Here is a 12,299-nt window from a genome sequence, read left to right on the forward strand (position 1 = left end):
GAAATTTTGTATATCATTTTTTAACCGATACCATTCCTTAGCGATAAAATCTTCTCCATCATTATGGAAATCCTTTTAAAACTTTGTGTAGTGAATAATGGTAATATGAAAAAACGGAGGATAGTTATTTTATTTCTATTATCGCTGTTATTATTTCAAAGTATTATTTTACAAGCCTCCTCGCAAAAATTCACTGTTACTTCCCAATATTTATCTTCCCTACCTTTTCCAACTTCTCATTCTGCAGTAGTATACTATAATGGTAGTATATACGTGATAGGTGGCGACTCATACCCAAATGAGGTTTGGATATATTCTAATGGGAGTTGGCATCTTGGGCCATATCTTCCCTTTGATATTATTGCAGCTTCAGCTGTAGTTTTCGATAATACAATATATGTCATCGGTGGCTATAATAATTCTGGTATAATTCCATATGTACTTAAGCTTAGTGGTAATTCGTGGGTTGTTGTAAGTAATAATATGCCGTTTCCATCATATGATACAATATCCTTTGTTTATAATGATGTGATATACGTTATAGGCGGGGAGAATACCACAAATCTAGTAGGCTATTATTTTCCACCTTCCAACGTAACAAGAGTGTTTTATCCAACTAATGACAGTTGGAGAATTATAGGTTATATGCCAGTACCTACTGTTGATGGAGGCTATGTGTTCAATGGAACTAACCTTATTATAGCTGGGGGATATATCGGTTATGGGGTATATACTAATGATATTCTAATTTACAACCCTCAGACCAATCAATGGCAAGTTCTCAATGGTGTTCTTCCGTTCTGGCTTAAAGGTGAATCAGTTGCATATTACAGAGGGATCCTATTTATAGTAGGAGGTTACGCTTTCACTGGAAGCTCTGGCGGTGTTAACAATGCAATATACGCTTATTATGGTGGAAATCTTTATAGAGTGGGCTATCTTCCAATTCCCATTTATGATGCAGGGTATACTCAAGTTGGTAACATGCTATATCTTGTTGGAGGTATTGGTAGTTCGCTAAGTGACGTTACAGCGTTGCAAGTCGTATCATTTAACTTTCCACCTCTTCCACCTAAGATTATCTCTTATTCTGCTGGTAATGAGAGTGTGACTTTGGGTTGGACTCCAGTTAAGTTAGCGACGGGTTATGAAATAATTTACTGGAATAACAATGGTTTTAACACCTCCATCAACGTTGGTAATGTTACCAGTTATACTATAATCAATCTCCAAGATGGGATGACTTACTACTTTGAAGTTCTTGCTTACAATTCAATAGGTTATTCATCTCCATCAAATCTTGTTTCCTTAACTCCTGCGTCTGTTCCAAATTCACCAATACTCACTTCTGTAAAATATGGGAATGAAAATGTAACGTTAGTCTGGTCACCTCCAAGCTTTAATGGTGGATATTCGATATTAGGCTATTATGTGATTGTGAAGAATCAGAACTCCATTGTTAGATCCTATTTTGTTAATTCTACTACTCTAACGATAGCTAATCTATCTCCTAACGTGACCTATAATGTTCTGATTTATGCTTCAAACAAACTTGGTAATAGTACTCCTTTAGTAATTACTGTTGTTCCAATAACTAAGGCTACTGTTTTTGCATTCATAACTAAGCTACAAGATGGTATCCTTGTAAATTGGTCAATAACTTTTCCCGCTAACGTAAGTTTAGAGCTGTATTATCAGAATGGTTCTTTACTATCACAAGTAGTAAATATTAGAAGTAATAGTTACATGTTTAAACTACCTCAAGAGGGCAATTATACATTAATTATACTAGCTTCTAACTCTGCTGGTGTTTCTAAATACACGTATAATATAGAGTATTACCTTCCTCCAGAGACTCCTCAAGTTTCCTTAATAGGATTTGGAAATAACCTATACATAGACTGGAATGACGTACCTGGTGCATTAACGTATTTAGTTTTTGTTAATAATAGTTTAATTTACCAAGGTCCTAGCACTAGTGTTGTGACCAATATTAGTAATGGTACCTATTTAATCAAGGTTCTTGCGGTAAATCCAGCTGGTGTTTCATCACCTGGTATAGCAGTCCTTCATTATAGCGGAGATTACATCACAGTTGTTAAAATGAAAATAGTTAATGTAACTATTGTAAATAAGATTGTTTCCGCTTCGTCTAGTAATAATGATGGTCTGAGTTTACAACAAAGTATTGTAATCATATTGTTAACCATAATGATTTTGCTAAGTATCGCCATAATAACTAGGAGTAGAAGTAGTAGTGAATGGTAGCAATGGGGCCGCCGGGATTTGAACCCGGGACCACCAGCGTTCTGGTGGTTAGGGATTTATCCCCAGGCTGGCATCCTAGTCCAAGCTAGACTACGGCCCCCTTAATAAAGTACATGGATGGGTTTAAAAATTAACCTATTGTTAATACCCACGTAATACTTTTACTTTCGGTCTACTCTCTCCCCTTTTTAACTACGTTTGTATAACAAGTATCACAGCAGTTTTGGCTATATTAAAATACTAAGATATATGTTAATAGGTGGTCTACAATTCCAATAAGATACGTATGCAGAAATTGTGGTGAAATGTTACATAGGTTTGAAAAAGTGGGACAAGATTTTTATGGGGTTAGAACGCCATCTGAGATCAAATCGATATTTGGTGGAAAATGTCCTAAATGTGGGCATGAATTAAGTGCTCCTACACTAGATGACATAAAGATATCACTAAAAAAAAGGGCTACTAAGTCAATGATTTTAGAACAGGTGAGATATTAACTCTTGTAACGATATTTCCTTCTTAGCATATTTAATTGCCAAGTCACGTCTATTTAGATAGTTCGATAATAATTTCGTTACATTCCGTGGATATACCTTTATAGTTACTGAATCATAATCTAGGATGTAAGTTCTATTATTACTTACCATTACGTTTTTCCACGGTCGACTTAATTCTTGATGTTCTATGAATTTATCCTCTAATATTTTAGCCCTATGGAGTAGATCAATTATAATTTCTTTCTTTTCGTTCCTAGACAAGTGTCTTCCGCTGATATACTCCATTAAAATGAAATTCTTGCCATAGTCGTAAACTTTTGGTGCTACTTCCTCTCCAGCTTTGATTTGCACTTTAGCTTCAAGTTCTAAGGTTTCTTTAGGAGAGTCTGTTCTTCTTATTTTCAACACTTTATTTTCATCAACCAGAACTACTATTCCCGTTTTCCCTTTTCCCAATATTCTCACTTTCCCTATGGACTTAGGCCCAAATGAGTAAGCATAGTCAAAACCAGCTTTTCTTAGTTCTTCCTCTATTTCTTTAGAAAAAGTAGGATAGATAAAGTGTTTTATTTCAACCAAGTTGGAGTTTTCCTCAAGAACTTCATTATTTGTTGGTCTTCTGGTTTCTGTAACCAATAAGTCTCAATATTATATTTCGCTTTTAGAACTATATTCTTTTTCACTATACTTTCAGCATCATACTCTTTTCTTTCTTTTATGGAATACAACCTCCCATCTTCTCCTATCCATATGTTTTCATTTTTATCTATAAAACTCTCCACAGTCGAAGCATAGAACGGTGGTCCTATATTTAGATAGTACTGTCCAATATCTTTGCTCTCCAGTTGAACTGCAATAGTAATTTCACTATTATCTCCCCACGCTTGCGTATCAATTACTTTGAAACCGTATTGTGTTAGTGCAGTGTTTATTTTGCTTATACTTCTCTTTATCTGACCCCATATTATATCTTCTGTAACCTTTTCCTTAATGCTTATTTTTGTAATTAGTATGTCACCTTTTATTCTCTCCTCAACTTTCCTTGATGGGAAGAAGAATTCTATTGATGGGTTTTTTAAATAATATCGTGAAGCTATTGAGAACGTGGCTATGTTTTTTAATGAGACTGCAGCTGTTACATTCCTTCTAGGATCCACTGGATCTGGCATTATTAACGGTTCAGTAAATGTCTTACTTGGTTTTATTAATTCTAATGTTATTGGTGGTTTCCATTTTGAGGCCTCTTCTAAGGTTTTCCTGAAGCTCCCATAATAAATTATTAAAAGTTCTGTTGCGTAGCCTGAGAATCCTTGTATTTTTATTTCGGCTCCGTAAACTCCTATTCCTTTCATAAATCTCTTTAATAACCTAACTTCATCCTTACCCTTTTCATCCAAGCGTGATGTCACATATTGTGTGTGAAATGGCGTTCTATCAACTGCAGTTATTGCCTTATCTCCACTTTCGACTCTTAATGCCGGTACTATGTCAACTTCTATTCCGTTAATGTAAACTATCACGTAAGGATGCTCTGCATACGCCAAGATATAATCTAAATCCCTAACTCTGTTTGTTATTTCACTTAACGCATTTCTCTCTAAGTATTCTTTACCTAAATCTTTAGGATAAAACACGAACACGTCTATGTCAGTATCTTGCTTGAGCCAAGTTCCCTTTCTATACGATCCTTCTATTTCAAAGTCTAAGCCTTTCAGCCTTTCCTTTATTACTTCGATAACTTTCTCTATTTTATTCTCATCTTCTCTAGACGGCTTTATTAGCTTTAGAACTTCCTCCTCTATCAATTGCTTTCACTTCAAATAATTTATCATAAATTGGGCCTTTTGGAGTTAACGTACTTTTGAAGAGAATTACGTTAGCTACTTCAAAATTCCCTACATCTATGTTTATGTTTTCATTAATTAAACTTATAAGATTATTAATTGAATTTAAACTCTTTACTCTGCCTATTGTTAAGTGCGGTGTAAATTCCTTTTCGTCCTCTGGCCTGATTTTTCTTCTTAGTAATTCATTAAGCAAGTAAGATCTAATTTGCCTAAGTTGTTGTTGTCCTTCGATCATTCCAACCCAAATTACTCTTGGTCTAGTTAGATTTGGAAATGCTCCTAAACCTTTAAGGGTAACGGTAAATTTGTCAAATTTTAAACCACTCATAGCCTCTTTAACGTCCTCTACTCTATCATCTCGCACCTCCCCCAAAAATAATAGTGTAATGTGAATGTTGAAAGGTTCAACCAATTTTATGTCGGCTCCAGTATTTTTCACTAATTCAAGTAGTTCTATTAGTTTAGGAAATTGCGGAACTTCTATACCTATAAAGAGCCTCATAATTTTTAAACCTCCATATTGAGTTATTTGGTGGTCACAATTAAAGTCATTTTGATTACTGGAATGCCGGGATCGGGTAAAAGTGAATTTTCGAAGATATTAAAAGAGAAGGGTGCTAGAATTATAGTAATGAGTGATGTGGTGAAAAAAAGGTATTCAATAGAGGCAAAGCCAGGAGAGAGATTAATGGATTTTGCAAAGAGATTGAGGGAAATTTATGGAGATGGAGTAGTTGCCAGACTTAGTGTAGAAGAGTTAGAAAGTAGCAAGTATAATCTAGTAGCATTTGATGGTGTAAGGAGTTTGGCAGAAGTTGAGGAATTCAGAAGACTTTTGGGCGATGACATATACATTGTCGCTATACACTCACCACCAAAACTGAGATATAAGAGAATGATTGAAAGAATGAGGAGTGACGATTCAAAGGAGGTTTCCGACTTGATTAGAAGGGATAGGGAAGAGCTTAATCTAGGTATAGGAGAAGTTATAGCAATGGCTGATTATATTATAGTTAATGACTCTACGTATGAGGAATTTAAGAAGCGATGTGACGAAGTAATAGATAGAGTGTTAAAAAATGGTTAAAGTTATGGTTGTTACTGAAGTAAGACCCTCAGAGAATTTAAATAAAGTTCTTTCCGCGATTATGAATTTCTTTGACTTTGATAAAATGAATATAAGAAAAGAAGGCATAATTGACATTTTAGTCTTAGAGTCGAACACTCTTAAGAGTTTACTTAAACTTCATAAAGCACTAAGGAATGAGAGAATTTTAGACTCTGCGAGAAAATATTTGATAAGAGGTATAGAAGGAAATACCATAGCCTTTATGATACATAAACAAGCGGCAGCAGTTAAGGTTTTAAGTTTTGTCGATAGTGATAAGGAATCTCCTTTGGGCGCAATCAAATTCTACATTCAATATCATAATCCTAAAGAAGTAGTAGATTGGTTAGCTCCTAGAACTGCACATGGTGTGCCTCTCTGGGAAAATCCTATACCCCCAGATGATTGATCATTTAAGCGTTATGTATGATAAGTCATCTGGTAATATGGACTTCAAGAATATTCTTCTAGCTTCTCTTAAATGCAACGAAACGTCATCATATCTAGGACTTATATGGGTTAGTGCCAATAATTTTACTGAGGCTTCTAAGGCGACTGTGGCTGCATCACCTACGTTAGAATGACCATAAGTATAAGCTGAAGGTTCATTTAGAAACGTTGCTTCATGAATTAACAAGTCCACGTTTTTTACGGAGTCAATTACAGATTGACAAGGTCGTGTGTCTCCAGTATAGGCTATTTTTAGACCTTTCTTGACTATTAAATAATCATCTGGTTTCAATACCTTGCCGTTAAATTCAACTGGATTTCCTTCTTTTAGTTTCCTTATTATCCTCCAATCCTTTATTCCTTCATCTCTTATTTTTTCTTCATTTATCTTAACCCTATCTTTCTCTATTATTAGATATCCTTGAGATTCTATTGTATGGCAAGTTTTAAATGTAGTTATCGTAATATCTGAATCACTATATGCGTCGATAAATTCTATTTTGAATGGTGGATAAAATTTAGAATATTCAAATGCGGTAAAAAGAAAATCCTTGAGTTTTCTTGGTCCTAGCAAATATAAAGTATCTTTTCTGTCCAATAATCCCATGCTAGCTATTAGACCTAATAATCCAAATACGTGATCTCCATGCATATGGGAAATTCCTATTACCTTTATTGAGTTTATTCCTAATTTATAACTCATTAATGTGTATTGCGTCCCTTCTCCACAATCTAATAAGATGTTTAGAGCTTCCCTTCTTATTAAAAATGCTGGCAATCTCCTTTTTTTTGATGGAGAACCTCCACTTGTCCCTAGAAAGAATACTTGGATCACTTCTTCTGCACCACGTATATTGCTCTAGTTAAGCTCTTATGCGAATATAGATAATGTAATCCTCTTAATATAAAACTATTTTCCCTTAACTTATCTATAAAATTGAATTTAGCATCAGTTGCAAACACAAGATATCCATCTTTAATTAAAGATTCAGCAACAGAAGAGAAGAACTCCTCATAAAGTTTAATTAACTCACTACCTTTACCTTTTGTCGATCTTCCATATGGGGGGTCGGTAGCTATTGAGGTTAGATTGTGAAATGGTAGATTGGTAGCAGATGAAAATAATAAATGACAGTCATATTTGAAATAATTTAAATTTAATTTCGCTTTATCTAACATTTTCCTATCTATGTCACTTCCTATACAATCATAATTTAACCACTTAGCCTCTATTACTATTGACCCCGTGCCAACAAAGGGATCAACTAAGATTTTTCTGGGTCTAGCTAAATTTACTAATAACCTTGATGTTTCAGCATTCATAGTCCCTGACTGGGAAAAAGGTTTTTTCTCATGTGCAATGAGGCTCTTGGAATCAATCTCTTCTTTTATCTTACCTACTATAATTACTCCATCAGTGAATATTAAATCGATTTTTTCACATCCCTTAGCTATTTTTATTCCACGTTTTATCTCGTAATTTAACACGTGGTGTTTATCTCTCTGCGATCCTAGTATGATGTCTTCTTTTATCCAGAAGCATTCTCCTAGTTCTTTAAGTTTTTCATTGATTTCTTTGGGGTCATCAGAGATATGAATTAGTTCACCGCTTCTCTTTATTCTAGCTGATTTCTTAGCTATTCCCTCTTTATATCCCTCAAATACTGCAACTCCACTAAAATAGGATACTTCAGAATCTTCACGGTTTATCAATGCTTTTAACTCAGCTAACGAAAGAAAATAGTTATTTCCTTTTAATACTGCATAACCCTTTTTCATAAGCTTAATGCTATTGAATGTGAGATGTCTATGGTTATTATATCTTTATCAGTCGTTTTAACAGTGTTAGTGCCTATTAGTGTCTTAACTCCCGCTTCTCTTAATCTTTCCTTTGCATCTCCCACTAGTAATAGATGGATACCAACGGCTATTACACTTTTAGCACCTAAAGAGTAGGCTAGCTTTGATGCTTGAGATATAGTTCCTCCGGTGCTTATTATATCATCTATTATCACAACGTCTTTATCTTTTAGGCTTACGTTTGGTGCTTCTTTAATTCTAACCTCCCCTGTATTTCTATCTCTTTCCTTCTCTATATAAGAATATGGTGCACCTATTTCTTCCGCTATTTTTCTGGCTCTCTCGAGTGCTCCTCTATCCGGTGCTAATATAAAGGGATTCGAAGTTAACTCCTTTATTTTCTTTGAAATTTGATGATAAGGATGAATTATTTTGAGTTCTCCTTTAAAATATGATAATTCTTCGGGTTTATGTGGCTCTACTACTACTAAAGAGTCTACCCCAACTTCACCTAGGATATGTAGTATAGTTTTTATGCTTACAGCTTCTCCATCTTTAAATCTCCTATCTTGCCTACTATAAGCTAAGTATGGTACTATGGCAGTAAGCTTTCTGGCGCCAAGATCTTTTATCGTCTCTGCAATTAAGAAAAGCTCTATTAAATGTTTATCTTGGGGATAATCAGTTGTTTGAACTAGTAATACATCCTCGCCTCTTATAGATAATGGAACCCTTATATAAGACTCTCCATCTGGGAAAATCTTGTTTTCCACTTTTACCAGTGGTATGGATAATATTTTTGATAAACTTTCATCTATTCCATTTGTGGCTGTACCACCTATTATTATCATTACTATTATGTCTAAGGAGAAGTTTTTAAGATTAAAAGCAGAGTGTAAACAGCTATGTATTATGTTTTTATACTTGGAACTGCAGGATCAGGGAAAACAACAATGACTAAAAATCTGCAAGATTACTTACTAGATCAAGAGATGGATACTGCAATAATAAACCTTGATCCGGCTGTTGAACATTTGCCATATACGCCAGATTTTGATGTGAGGGATTACGTTGATGCGTACGAGGTTATGGATAATTATCAATTGGGCCCTAATTCGGCTCTAATAGCATCTATAGATTTGATTTTAACTAGAGCCTCTGAAATTAAGTCTGACATAGATCAGATAGAGGCTAATTACGTACTTATAGATACACCGGGTCAAATAGAGTTGTTTGCTTATAGGGAAACTGGGAGGCTTATTTCCAAACTTATCAGGGGAAACAATAAGGCGTTAGGATTGTTTTTATTTGACTCATTTCTTGCTAAGGAAGCTAGAAGCTTCGTATCTTTATTACTTCTTTCAAGTTCTATAAAATTCAGATTAGAATTGCCTATCATAAATGTTCTTAATAAAGTAGACCTTTTAACGGATAAAGAGTTAGAACAGATACTTGGATGGGGAGAAAGTGCGGAGAATCTAATTGATGAATTAGGCAAAGTGGATGAATATTCTCTTGAGCTTATTAACTTACTAATAGAAAGTTTATCCTCTAACTTAATTCCGGTATCATCCGAAAAAGGTAGTGGTTTTGACGAATTATATGCAGAAATTCAAAGAGTATTAGCGGGAGGAGAAGATTACTTAACGGAGGAACCAAATCCTAAGTTATAAGCTTTATTAGTTTTTGAACAATTACATATTTGATGAAAGCTAAAGTAGTTGATGCTGTATCATTTTCCTTCATCTTAAGGACTGTTGGCGACTTTCTAAGTGAGGCTAACTTTGTCGTAAATAAAGAAGGCATAAGAATAAGCGGAATAGACCCTTCAAGAGTAGTTTTCCTAGATATATTTATGCCAGCGAGTTATTTTGAGGAATTTGAGGTGAACCAAGATAAGGAGGTTATAGGATTTAAGTTAGAAGATGTAAACGACATATTAAAGCGCGTCATGAAGGAGGACTCACTAATATTGTCCTCTTCCGAATCTAAACTAGTATTAACATTCGATGGCGAATTTACTAGATCTTTTGAACTTCCTTTAATTCAGGTTGAAACTATGCAACCGCCTTCCGTTAATTTGGAGTTTCCATTTAAAGCACAGTTACTCACCATAACATATGCGGATATCATTGATGAACTAGCAGATCTAGGAGAAGTCCTTAATATATACTCAAAAGATAATAGGCTCTACTTCGAAGTTGTTGGAGATATAGCTACATCAAAAGTTGAGTTATCAACAGAAGGAGGGACTTTGCTAGAAGCCTCTGGAGCAGACGCAAGCAGTAGCTATGGGATGGAATATGTTGCCAATACTACAAAGATGAGACGAGCTTCTGATTCAATGGAATTGTACTTTGGTTCTCAGATTCCATTAAAGCTCCACTTTAAGTTACCTCAAGAAGGATATGGGGACTTTTACATTGCACCAAGGGCAGAGTAATTTAATTAAGAATTTTTTTAGGCAATATTACTCTAATGCAAATCTTGAATTGCCAAAAGATATGGAGCTAAGGGAATTCGCTCTACAACCCTTTGGTTCAGACACTTATATCAGGCATCTTTCCTTTGTATCTATTGATGAGTTAAAAAATTATATTGTTAACGTGAATATTCCTCTTCACTTATTTTACTCTTCAGCTAGATATCAGTTACCAGCTGCTAAGAACATGGACGAGAAAGGTTGGATGGGCTCTGATCTACTATTTGATATAGATGCAGATCATATATGTCAATTAAGGTCAATTAGATTCTGTCCTATTTGTGGCAGTGAAGTTTCTTCTGAAAAATGTGAGAGAGATGGATCAGAAGCTATCGAATACACTGAGATGACTAACGAATGTATAAATAGAGGATTGGATGAAGCGAGAAAATTAGTTGATATTATTGAAAACGATTTTGGCCTCAAACCTAAAGTTTACTTCTCTGGAAATAGGGGTTTTCATGTTCAAGTGGACTGTTTTGGTGATTGTGCGCTTTTAGATTCAGATGAGAGAAAAGAAATTGTAGAGTACGTTATGGGAGTAGGTGTTCCAGAATATCCAGCAGGTGATGATACTGCTCCAGGATGGGTAGGTAGGAGAAATAGAGGTATAAAGGGTGTAGAGGTGGATGAACAAGTCACCATAGATACAAAGAGGTTAATCAGAATTCCAAATTCTATACATGGTAAGTCTGGTCTAATAGTTAAAGAACTAAATAGTATAGATGATTTTAAGCTTAATGAAAGTTTATCTCCTTTCAAAGGATTTACAGTATTTTTACCGTACATTACAATAGAAACTGAGGCTTTAGATAGAAGAATTAAATTATATAGAAATGTGCCAATAAAGATTGAAGCAAGCATTGGAGTTTACTTACATTTAAAAGGATTAGGTGAGGTAAAAGCGTATGTTAGATGAATTAGTAAGAAAGGAATTATCAGAGGATGAGATTGTAGAGATTAGTATAGAGGAACTGAATAAGTATTTATCGCTGATAAAGAAATCTAAGGCGTTTGTAGATTCAGAGATTAGAAAGGAAGAATTAAACCTTTTTTCAGAACTAGCAGAGTCTTTATTTGAGCTCAGGTTATCTAAGGTGTTAGAAGGTAAAAATGTTGAAGGATTTGACAAGTTTATATTTAATATCATTAATATACTAAAACAGTTTTATGTAGAATTATTCACTGGACGATATATAATCTATAATGATAAGATTTATTGTAGAGTCTTGAAACCATTAATATATAATGATCAAAAAGCCGAGGAAGGGGATATTATATTTTTACCAATGAAGGACGCACTACCATTAATTATAGCAAGTTATTTAATTCCCTGCAAAATAGATATTGAGGAGCAATTATGAAAGTCCCTAAGGTCATTAATACATATTGCCCTAAGTGTAAGACCCATACTGATCATTCAGTTTCCCTATATAAGAGTGGTAAGAGAAGAAGCTTAGCTGAGGGTCAGAGGAGATATGAGAGAAAGAACTTAGGATATGGTAGCAAGAGAAAACCTGAACAAAAAAGATTTGCAAAGGTTACTAAGAAACAGACCTTATTACTAAAGTGTTCTAAATGCGGTTACACTATAGTAAAAGAGGGGATTAGAGTAAAGAAATTGGAACTAGTGGAGGTGGCTAAGTAATGAGGAAACTAAGAATCCTAATACCGGAACCCAAAAGCAGATTTCTAAGGGTTAAATGTCCAAATTGCGGTAATGAGCAAACGATATTTAGTCATTCAACATTTCCAGTTAGATGTCTTAGCTGTGGTACTCAGCTTGTCTACCCCACGGGTGGTAAAGCAAAAATAGTAGGAGAAGTAGTTAGAATATTGGGTTAAAG

16 protein-coding genes and 1 tRNA gene are annotated in these 12,299 nt (G+C 34.6%); 10 read left to right on the forward strand and 7 right to left on the reverse strand.

What is annotated here, in order from left to right; translation table 11 throughout:
* Positions 1-105: 105 nt before the first annotated feature.
* Positions 106-2,268, forward strand: a complete 2,163-nt coding sequence (locus tag V6M85_RS00965; RefSeq protein ID WP_338601855.1) for a fibronectin type III domain-containing protein — start codon at positions 106-108, stop codon at positions 2,266-2,268.
* 3 nt (positions 2,269-2,271) lie between these two features.
* Here V6M85_RS00965 and V6M85_RS00970 read toward each other — a convergent pair.
* Positions 2,272-2,368, reverse strand: a tRNA-Pro gene (locus V6M85_RS00970).
* Positions 2,369-2,573: 205 nt separating this feature from the next.
* Here V6M85_RS00970 and V6M85_RS00975 point away from each other — a divergent pair.
* Positions 2,574-2,765: a hypothetical protein gene (locus V6M85_RS00975; protein ID WP_338601858.1), complete on the forward strand. Its 192-nt coding sequence runs from the start codon at positions 2,574-2,576 to the stop codon at positions 2,763-2,765.
* Here V6M85_RS00975 and V6M85_RS00980 read toward each other — a convergent pair.
* Genes V6M85_RS00980 through thpR form a run of 3 tightly spaced genes read right to left on the reverse strand, consistent with a single transcriptional unit; the run spans position 2,745 to position 5,114 of the window.
* Positions 2,745-3,344 (reverse strand): serine/threonine protein kinase, encoded by a 600-nt coding sequence (locus V6M85_RS00980; RefSeq protein WP_338601860.1) that lies wholly within the window; start codon positions 3,342-3,344, stop codon positions 2,745-2,747. The two genes, V6M85_RS00975 and V6M85_RS00980, sit on opposite strands and share 21 nt — an antisense overlap.
* Entirely contained in the window at positions 3,332-4,570 is a 1,239-nt protein-coding gene (cca, locus tag V6M85_RS00985) for a CCA tRNA nucleotidyltransferase (RefSeq protein WP_338601862.1), read from the reverse strand. Before cca ends, V6M85_RS00980 begins: the two co-directional genes overlap by 13 nt.
* Entirely contained in the window at positions 4,530-5,114 is a 585-nt protein-coding gene (thpR, locus tag V6M85_RS00990; RefSeq protein WP_338601864.1) for an RNA 2',3'-cyclic phosphodiesterase, read from the reverse strand. Before thpR ends, cca begins: the two co-directional genes overlap by 41 nt.
* Positions 5,115-5,132: 18 nt before the next feature.
* Here thpR and V6M85_RS00995 point away from each other — a divergent pair, with 18 nt between their 5' ends.
* Together V6M85_RS00995 and V6M85_RS01000 are read left to right on the forward strand one after the other, a co-directional pair.
* Positions 5,133-5,699: an AAA family ATPase gene (locus V6M85_RS00995; RefSeq protein ID WP_338601866.1), complete on the forward strand. Its 567-nt coding sequence runs from the start codon at positions 5,133-5,135 to the stop codon at positions 5,697-5,699.
* On the forward strand, positions 5,692-6,129 hold the full coding sequence (locus V6M85_RS01000; RefSeq protein ID WP_338601868.1) for an RNA-binding domain-containing protein: 438 nt from the start codon (positions 5,692-5,694) through the stop codon (positions 6,127-6,129). Before V6M85_RS00995 ends, V6M85_RS01000 begins: the two co-directional genes overlap by 8 nt.
* Here the strand turns inward: V6M85_RS01000 and rnz are convergent, their stop codons facing one another.
* Genes rnz through prs form a run of 3 tightly spaced genes read right to left on the reverse strand, consistent with a single transcriptional unit; the run spans position 6,130 to position 8,821 of the window.
* Positions 6,130-7,005: a ribonuclease Z gene (rnz, locus tag V6M85_RS01005; RefSeq protein WP_338601871.1), complete on the reverse strand. Its 876-nt coding sequence runs from the start codon at positions 7,003-7,005 to the stop codon at positions 6,130-6,132. It lies immediately after the preceding gene.
* A complete protein-coding gene (locus tag V6M85_RS01010) occupies positions 7,002-7,949 on the reverse strand; it encodes a TRM11 family methyltransferase (protein ID WP_338601873.1) in 948 nt (315 codons plus the stop codon). Before V6M85_RS01010 ends, rnz begins: the two co-directional genes overlap by 4 nt.
* Positions 7,946-8,821 carry a ribose-phosphate pyrophosphokinase gene (gene prs / locus V6M85_RS01015; protein WP_338601876.1) on the reverse strand — a complete coding sequence of 292 codons (876 nt, stop codon included), beginning with the start codon at positions 8,819-8,821 and terminating at the stop codon, positions 7,946-7,948. The genes V6M85_RS01010 and prs overlap by 4 nt, the downstream gene beginning before the upstream one ends.
* A 54-nt stretch (positions 8,822-8,875) precedes the next feature.
* Between prs and V6M85_RS01020 the strand changes: the two genes are divergently transcribed.
* Genes V6M85_RS01020 through V6M85_RS01045 form a run of 6 tightly spaced genes read left to right on the forward strand, consistent with a single transcriptional unit; the run spans position 8,876 to position 12,297 of the window.
* Complete coding sequence (locus V6M85_RS01020) at positions 8,876-9,643, forward strand: ATP/GTP-binding protein (RefSeq protein WP_338601879.1); 768 nt, start codon at positions 8,876-8,878, stop codon at positions 9,641-9,643.
* 32 nt (positions 9,644-9,675) lie between these two features.
* Positions 9,676-10,413, forward strand: coding sequence for a DNA polymerase sliding clamp (locus V6M85_RS01025; protein WP_338601881.1), 738 nt, complete (start codon positions 9,676-9,678; stop codon positions 10,411-10,413).
* Complete coding sequence (gene priS, locus V6M85_RS01030) at positions 10,379-11,371, forward strand: DNA primase small subunit PriS (protein ID WP_338601884.1); 993 nt, start codon at positions 10,379-10,381, stop codon at positions 11,369-11,371. The genes V6M85_RS01025 and priS overlap by 35 nt, the downstream gene beginning before the upstream one ends.
* Positions 11,361-11,816: a hypothetical protein gene (locus V6M85_RS01035; RefSeq protein WP_338601887.1), complete on the forward strand. Its 456-nt coding sequence runs from the start codon at positions 11,361-11,363 to the stop codon at positions 11,814-11,816. The genes priS and V6M85_RS01035 overlap by 11 nt, the downstream gene beginning before the upstream one ends.
* Positions 11,813-12,100: a 50S ribosomal protein L44e gene (locus V6M85_RS01040; protein WP_338601889.1), complete on the forward strand. Its 288-nt coding sequence runs from the start codon at positions 11,813-11,815 to the stop codon at positions 12,098-12,100. Before V6M85_RS01035 ends, V6M85_RS01040 begins: the two co-directional genes overlap by 4 nt.
* Positions 12,100-12,297 (forward strand): 30S ribosomal protein S27e, encoded by a 198-nt coding sequence (locus V6M85_RS01045; RefSeq protein ID WP_338601892.1) that lies wholly within the window; start codon positions 12,100-12,102, stop codon positions 12,295-12,297. Before V6M85_RS01040 ends, V6M85_RS01045 begins: the two co-directional genes overlap by 1 nt.
* Positions 12,298-12,299 lie beyond the last annotated feature (2 nt).

Source organism: Sulfolobus tengchongensis (genome assembly GCF_036967215.1).
Classification (GTDB): Archaea; Thermoproteota; Thermoprotei_A; order Sulfolobales; family Sulfolobaceae; genus Saccharolobus; species Saccharolobus tengchongensis_A.

Coding starts and splice junctions, on each gene's coding strand:
- V6M85_RS01045 (WP_338601892.1), top strand. CDS start 12,100: ATGAGGAAACTAAGAATCCTAATACCGGAACCCAAAAGCAGATTTCTA.
- V6M85_RS01035 (WP_338601887.1), top strand. CDS start 11,361: ATGTTAGATGAATTAGTAAGAAAGGAATTATCAGAGGATGAGATTGTA.
- V6M85_RS01010 (WP_338601873.1), bottom strand. CDS start 7,949: ATGAAAAAGGGTTATGCAGTATTAAAAGGAAATAACTATTTTCTTTCG.
- V6M85_RS01020 (WP_338601879.1), top strand. CDS start 8,876: ATGTATTATGTTTTTATACTTGGAACTGCAGGATCAGGGAAAACAACA.
- V6M85_RS01040 (WP_338601889.1), top strand. CDS start 11,813: ATGAAAGTCCCTAAGGTCATTAATACATATTGCCCTAAGTGTAAGACC.
- V6M85_RS01000 (WP_338601868.1), top strand. CDS start 5,692: ATGGTTAAAGTTATGGTTGTTACTGAAGTAAGACCCTCAGAGAATTTA.
- V6M85_RS01025 (WP_338601881.1), top strand. CDS start 9,676: ATGAAAGCTAAAGTAGTTGATGCTGTATCATTTTCCTTCATCTTAAGG.
- thpR (WP_338601864.1), bottom strand. CDS start 5,114: ATGAGGCTCTTTATAGGTATAGAAGTTCCGCAATTTCCTAAACTAATA.
- V6M85_RS00975 (WP_338601858.1), top strand. CDS start 2,574: ATGTTACATAGGTTTGAAAAAGTGGGACAAGATTTTTATGGGGTTAGA.
- V6M85_RS00965 (WP_338601855.1), top strand. CDS start 106: ATGAAAAAACGGAGGATAGTTATTTTATTTCTATTATCGCTGTTATTA.
- prs (WP_338601876.1), bottom strand. CDS start 8,821: ATGATAATAATAGGTGGTACAGCCACAAATGGAATAGATGAAAGTTTA.
- priS (WP_338601884.1), top strand. CDS start 10,379: ATGGGGACTTTTACATTGCACCAAGGGCAGAGTAATTTAATTAAGAAT.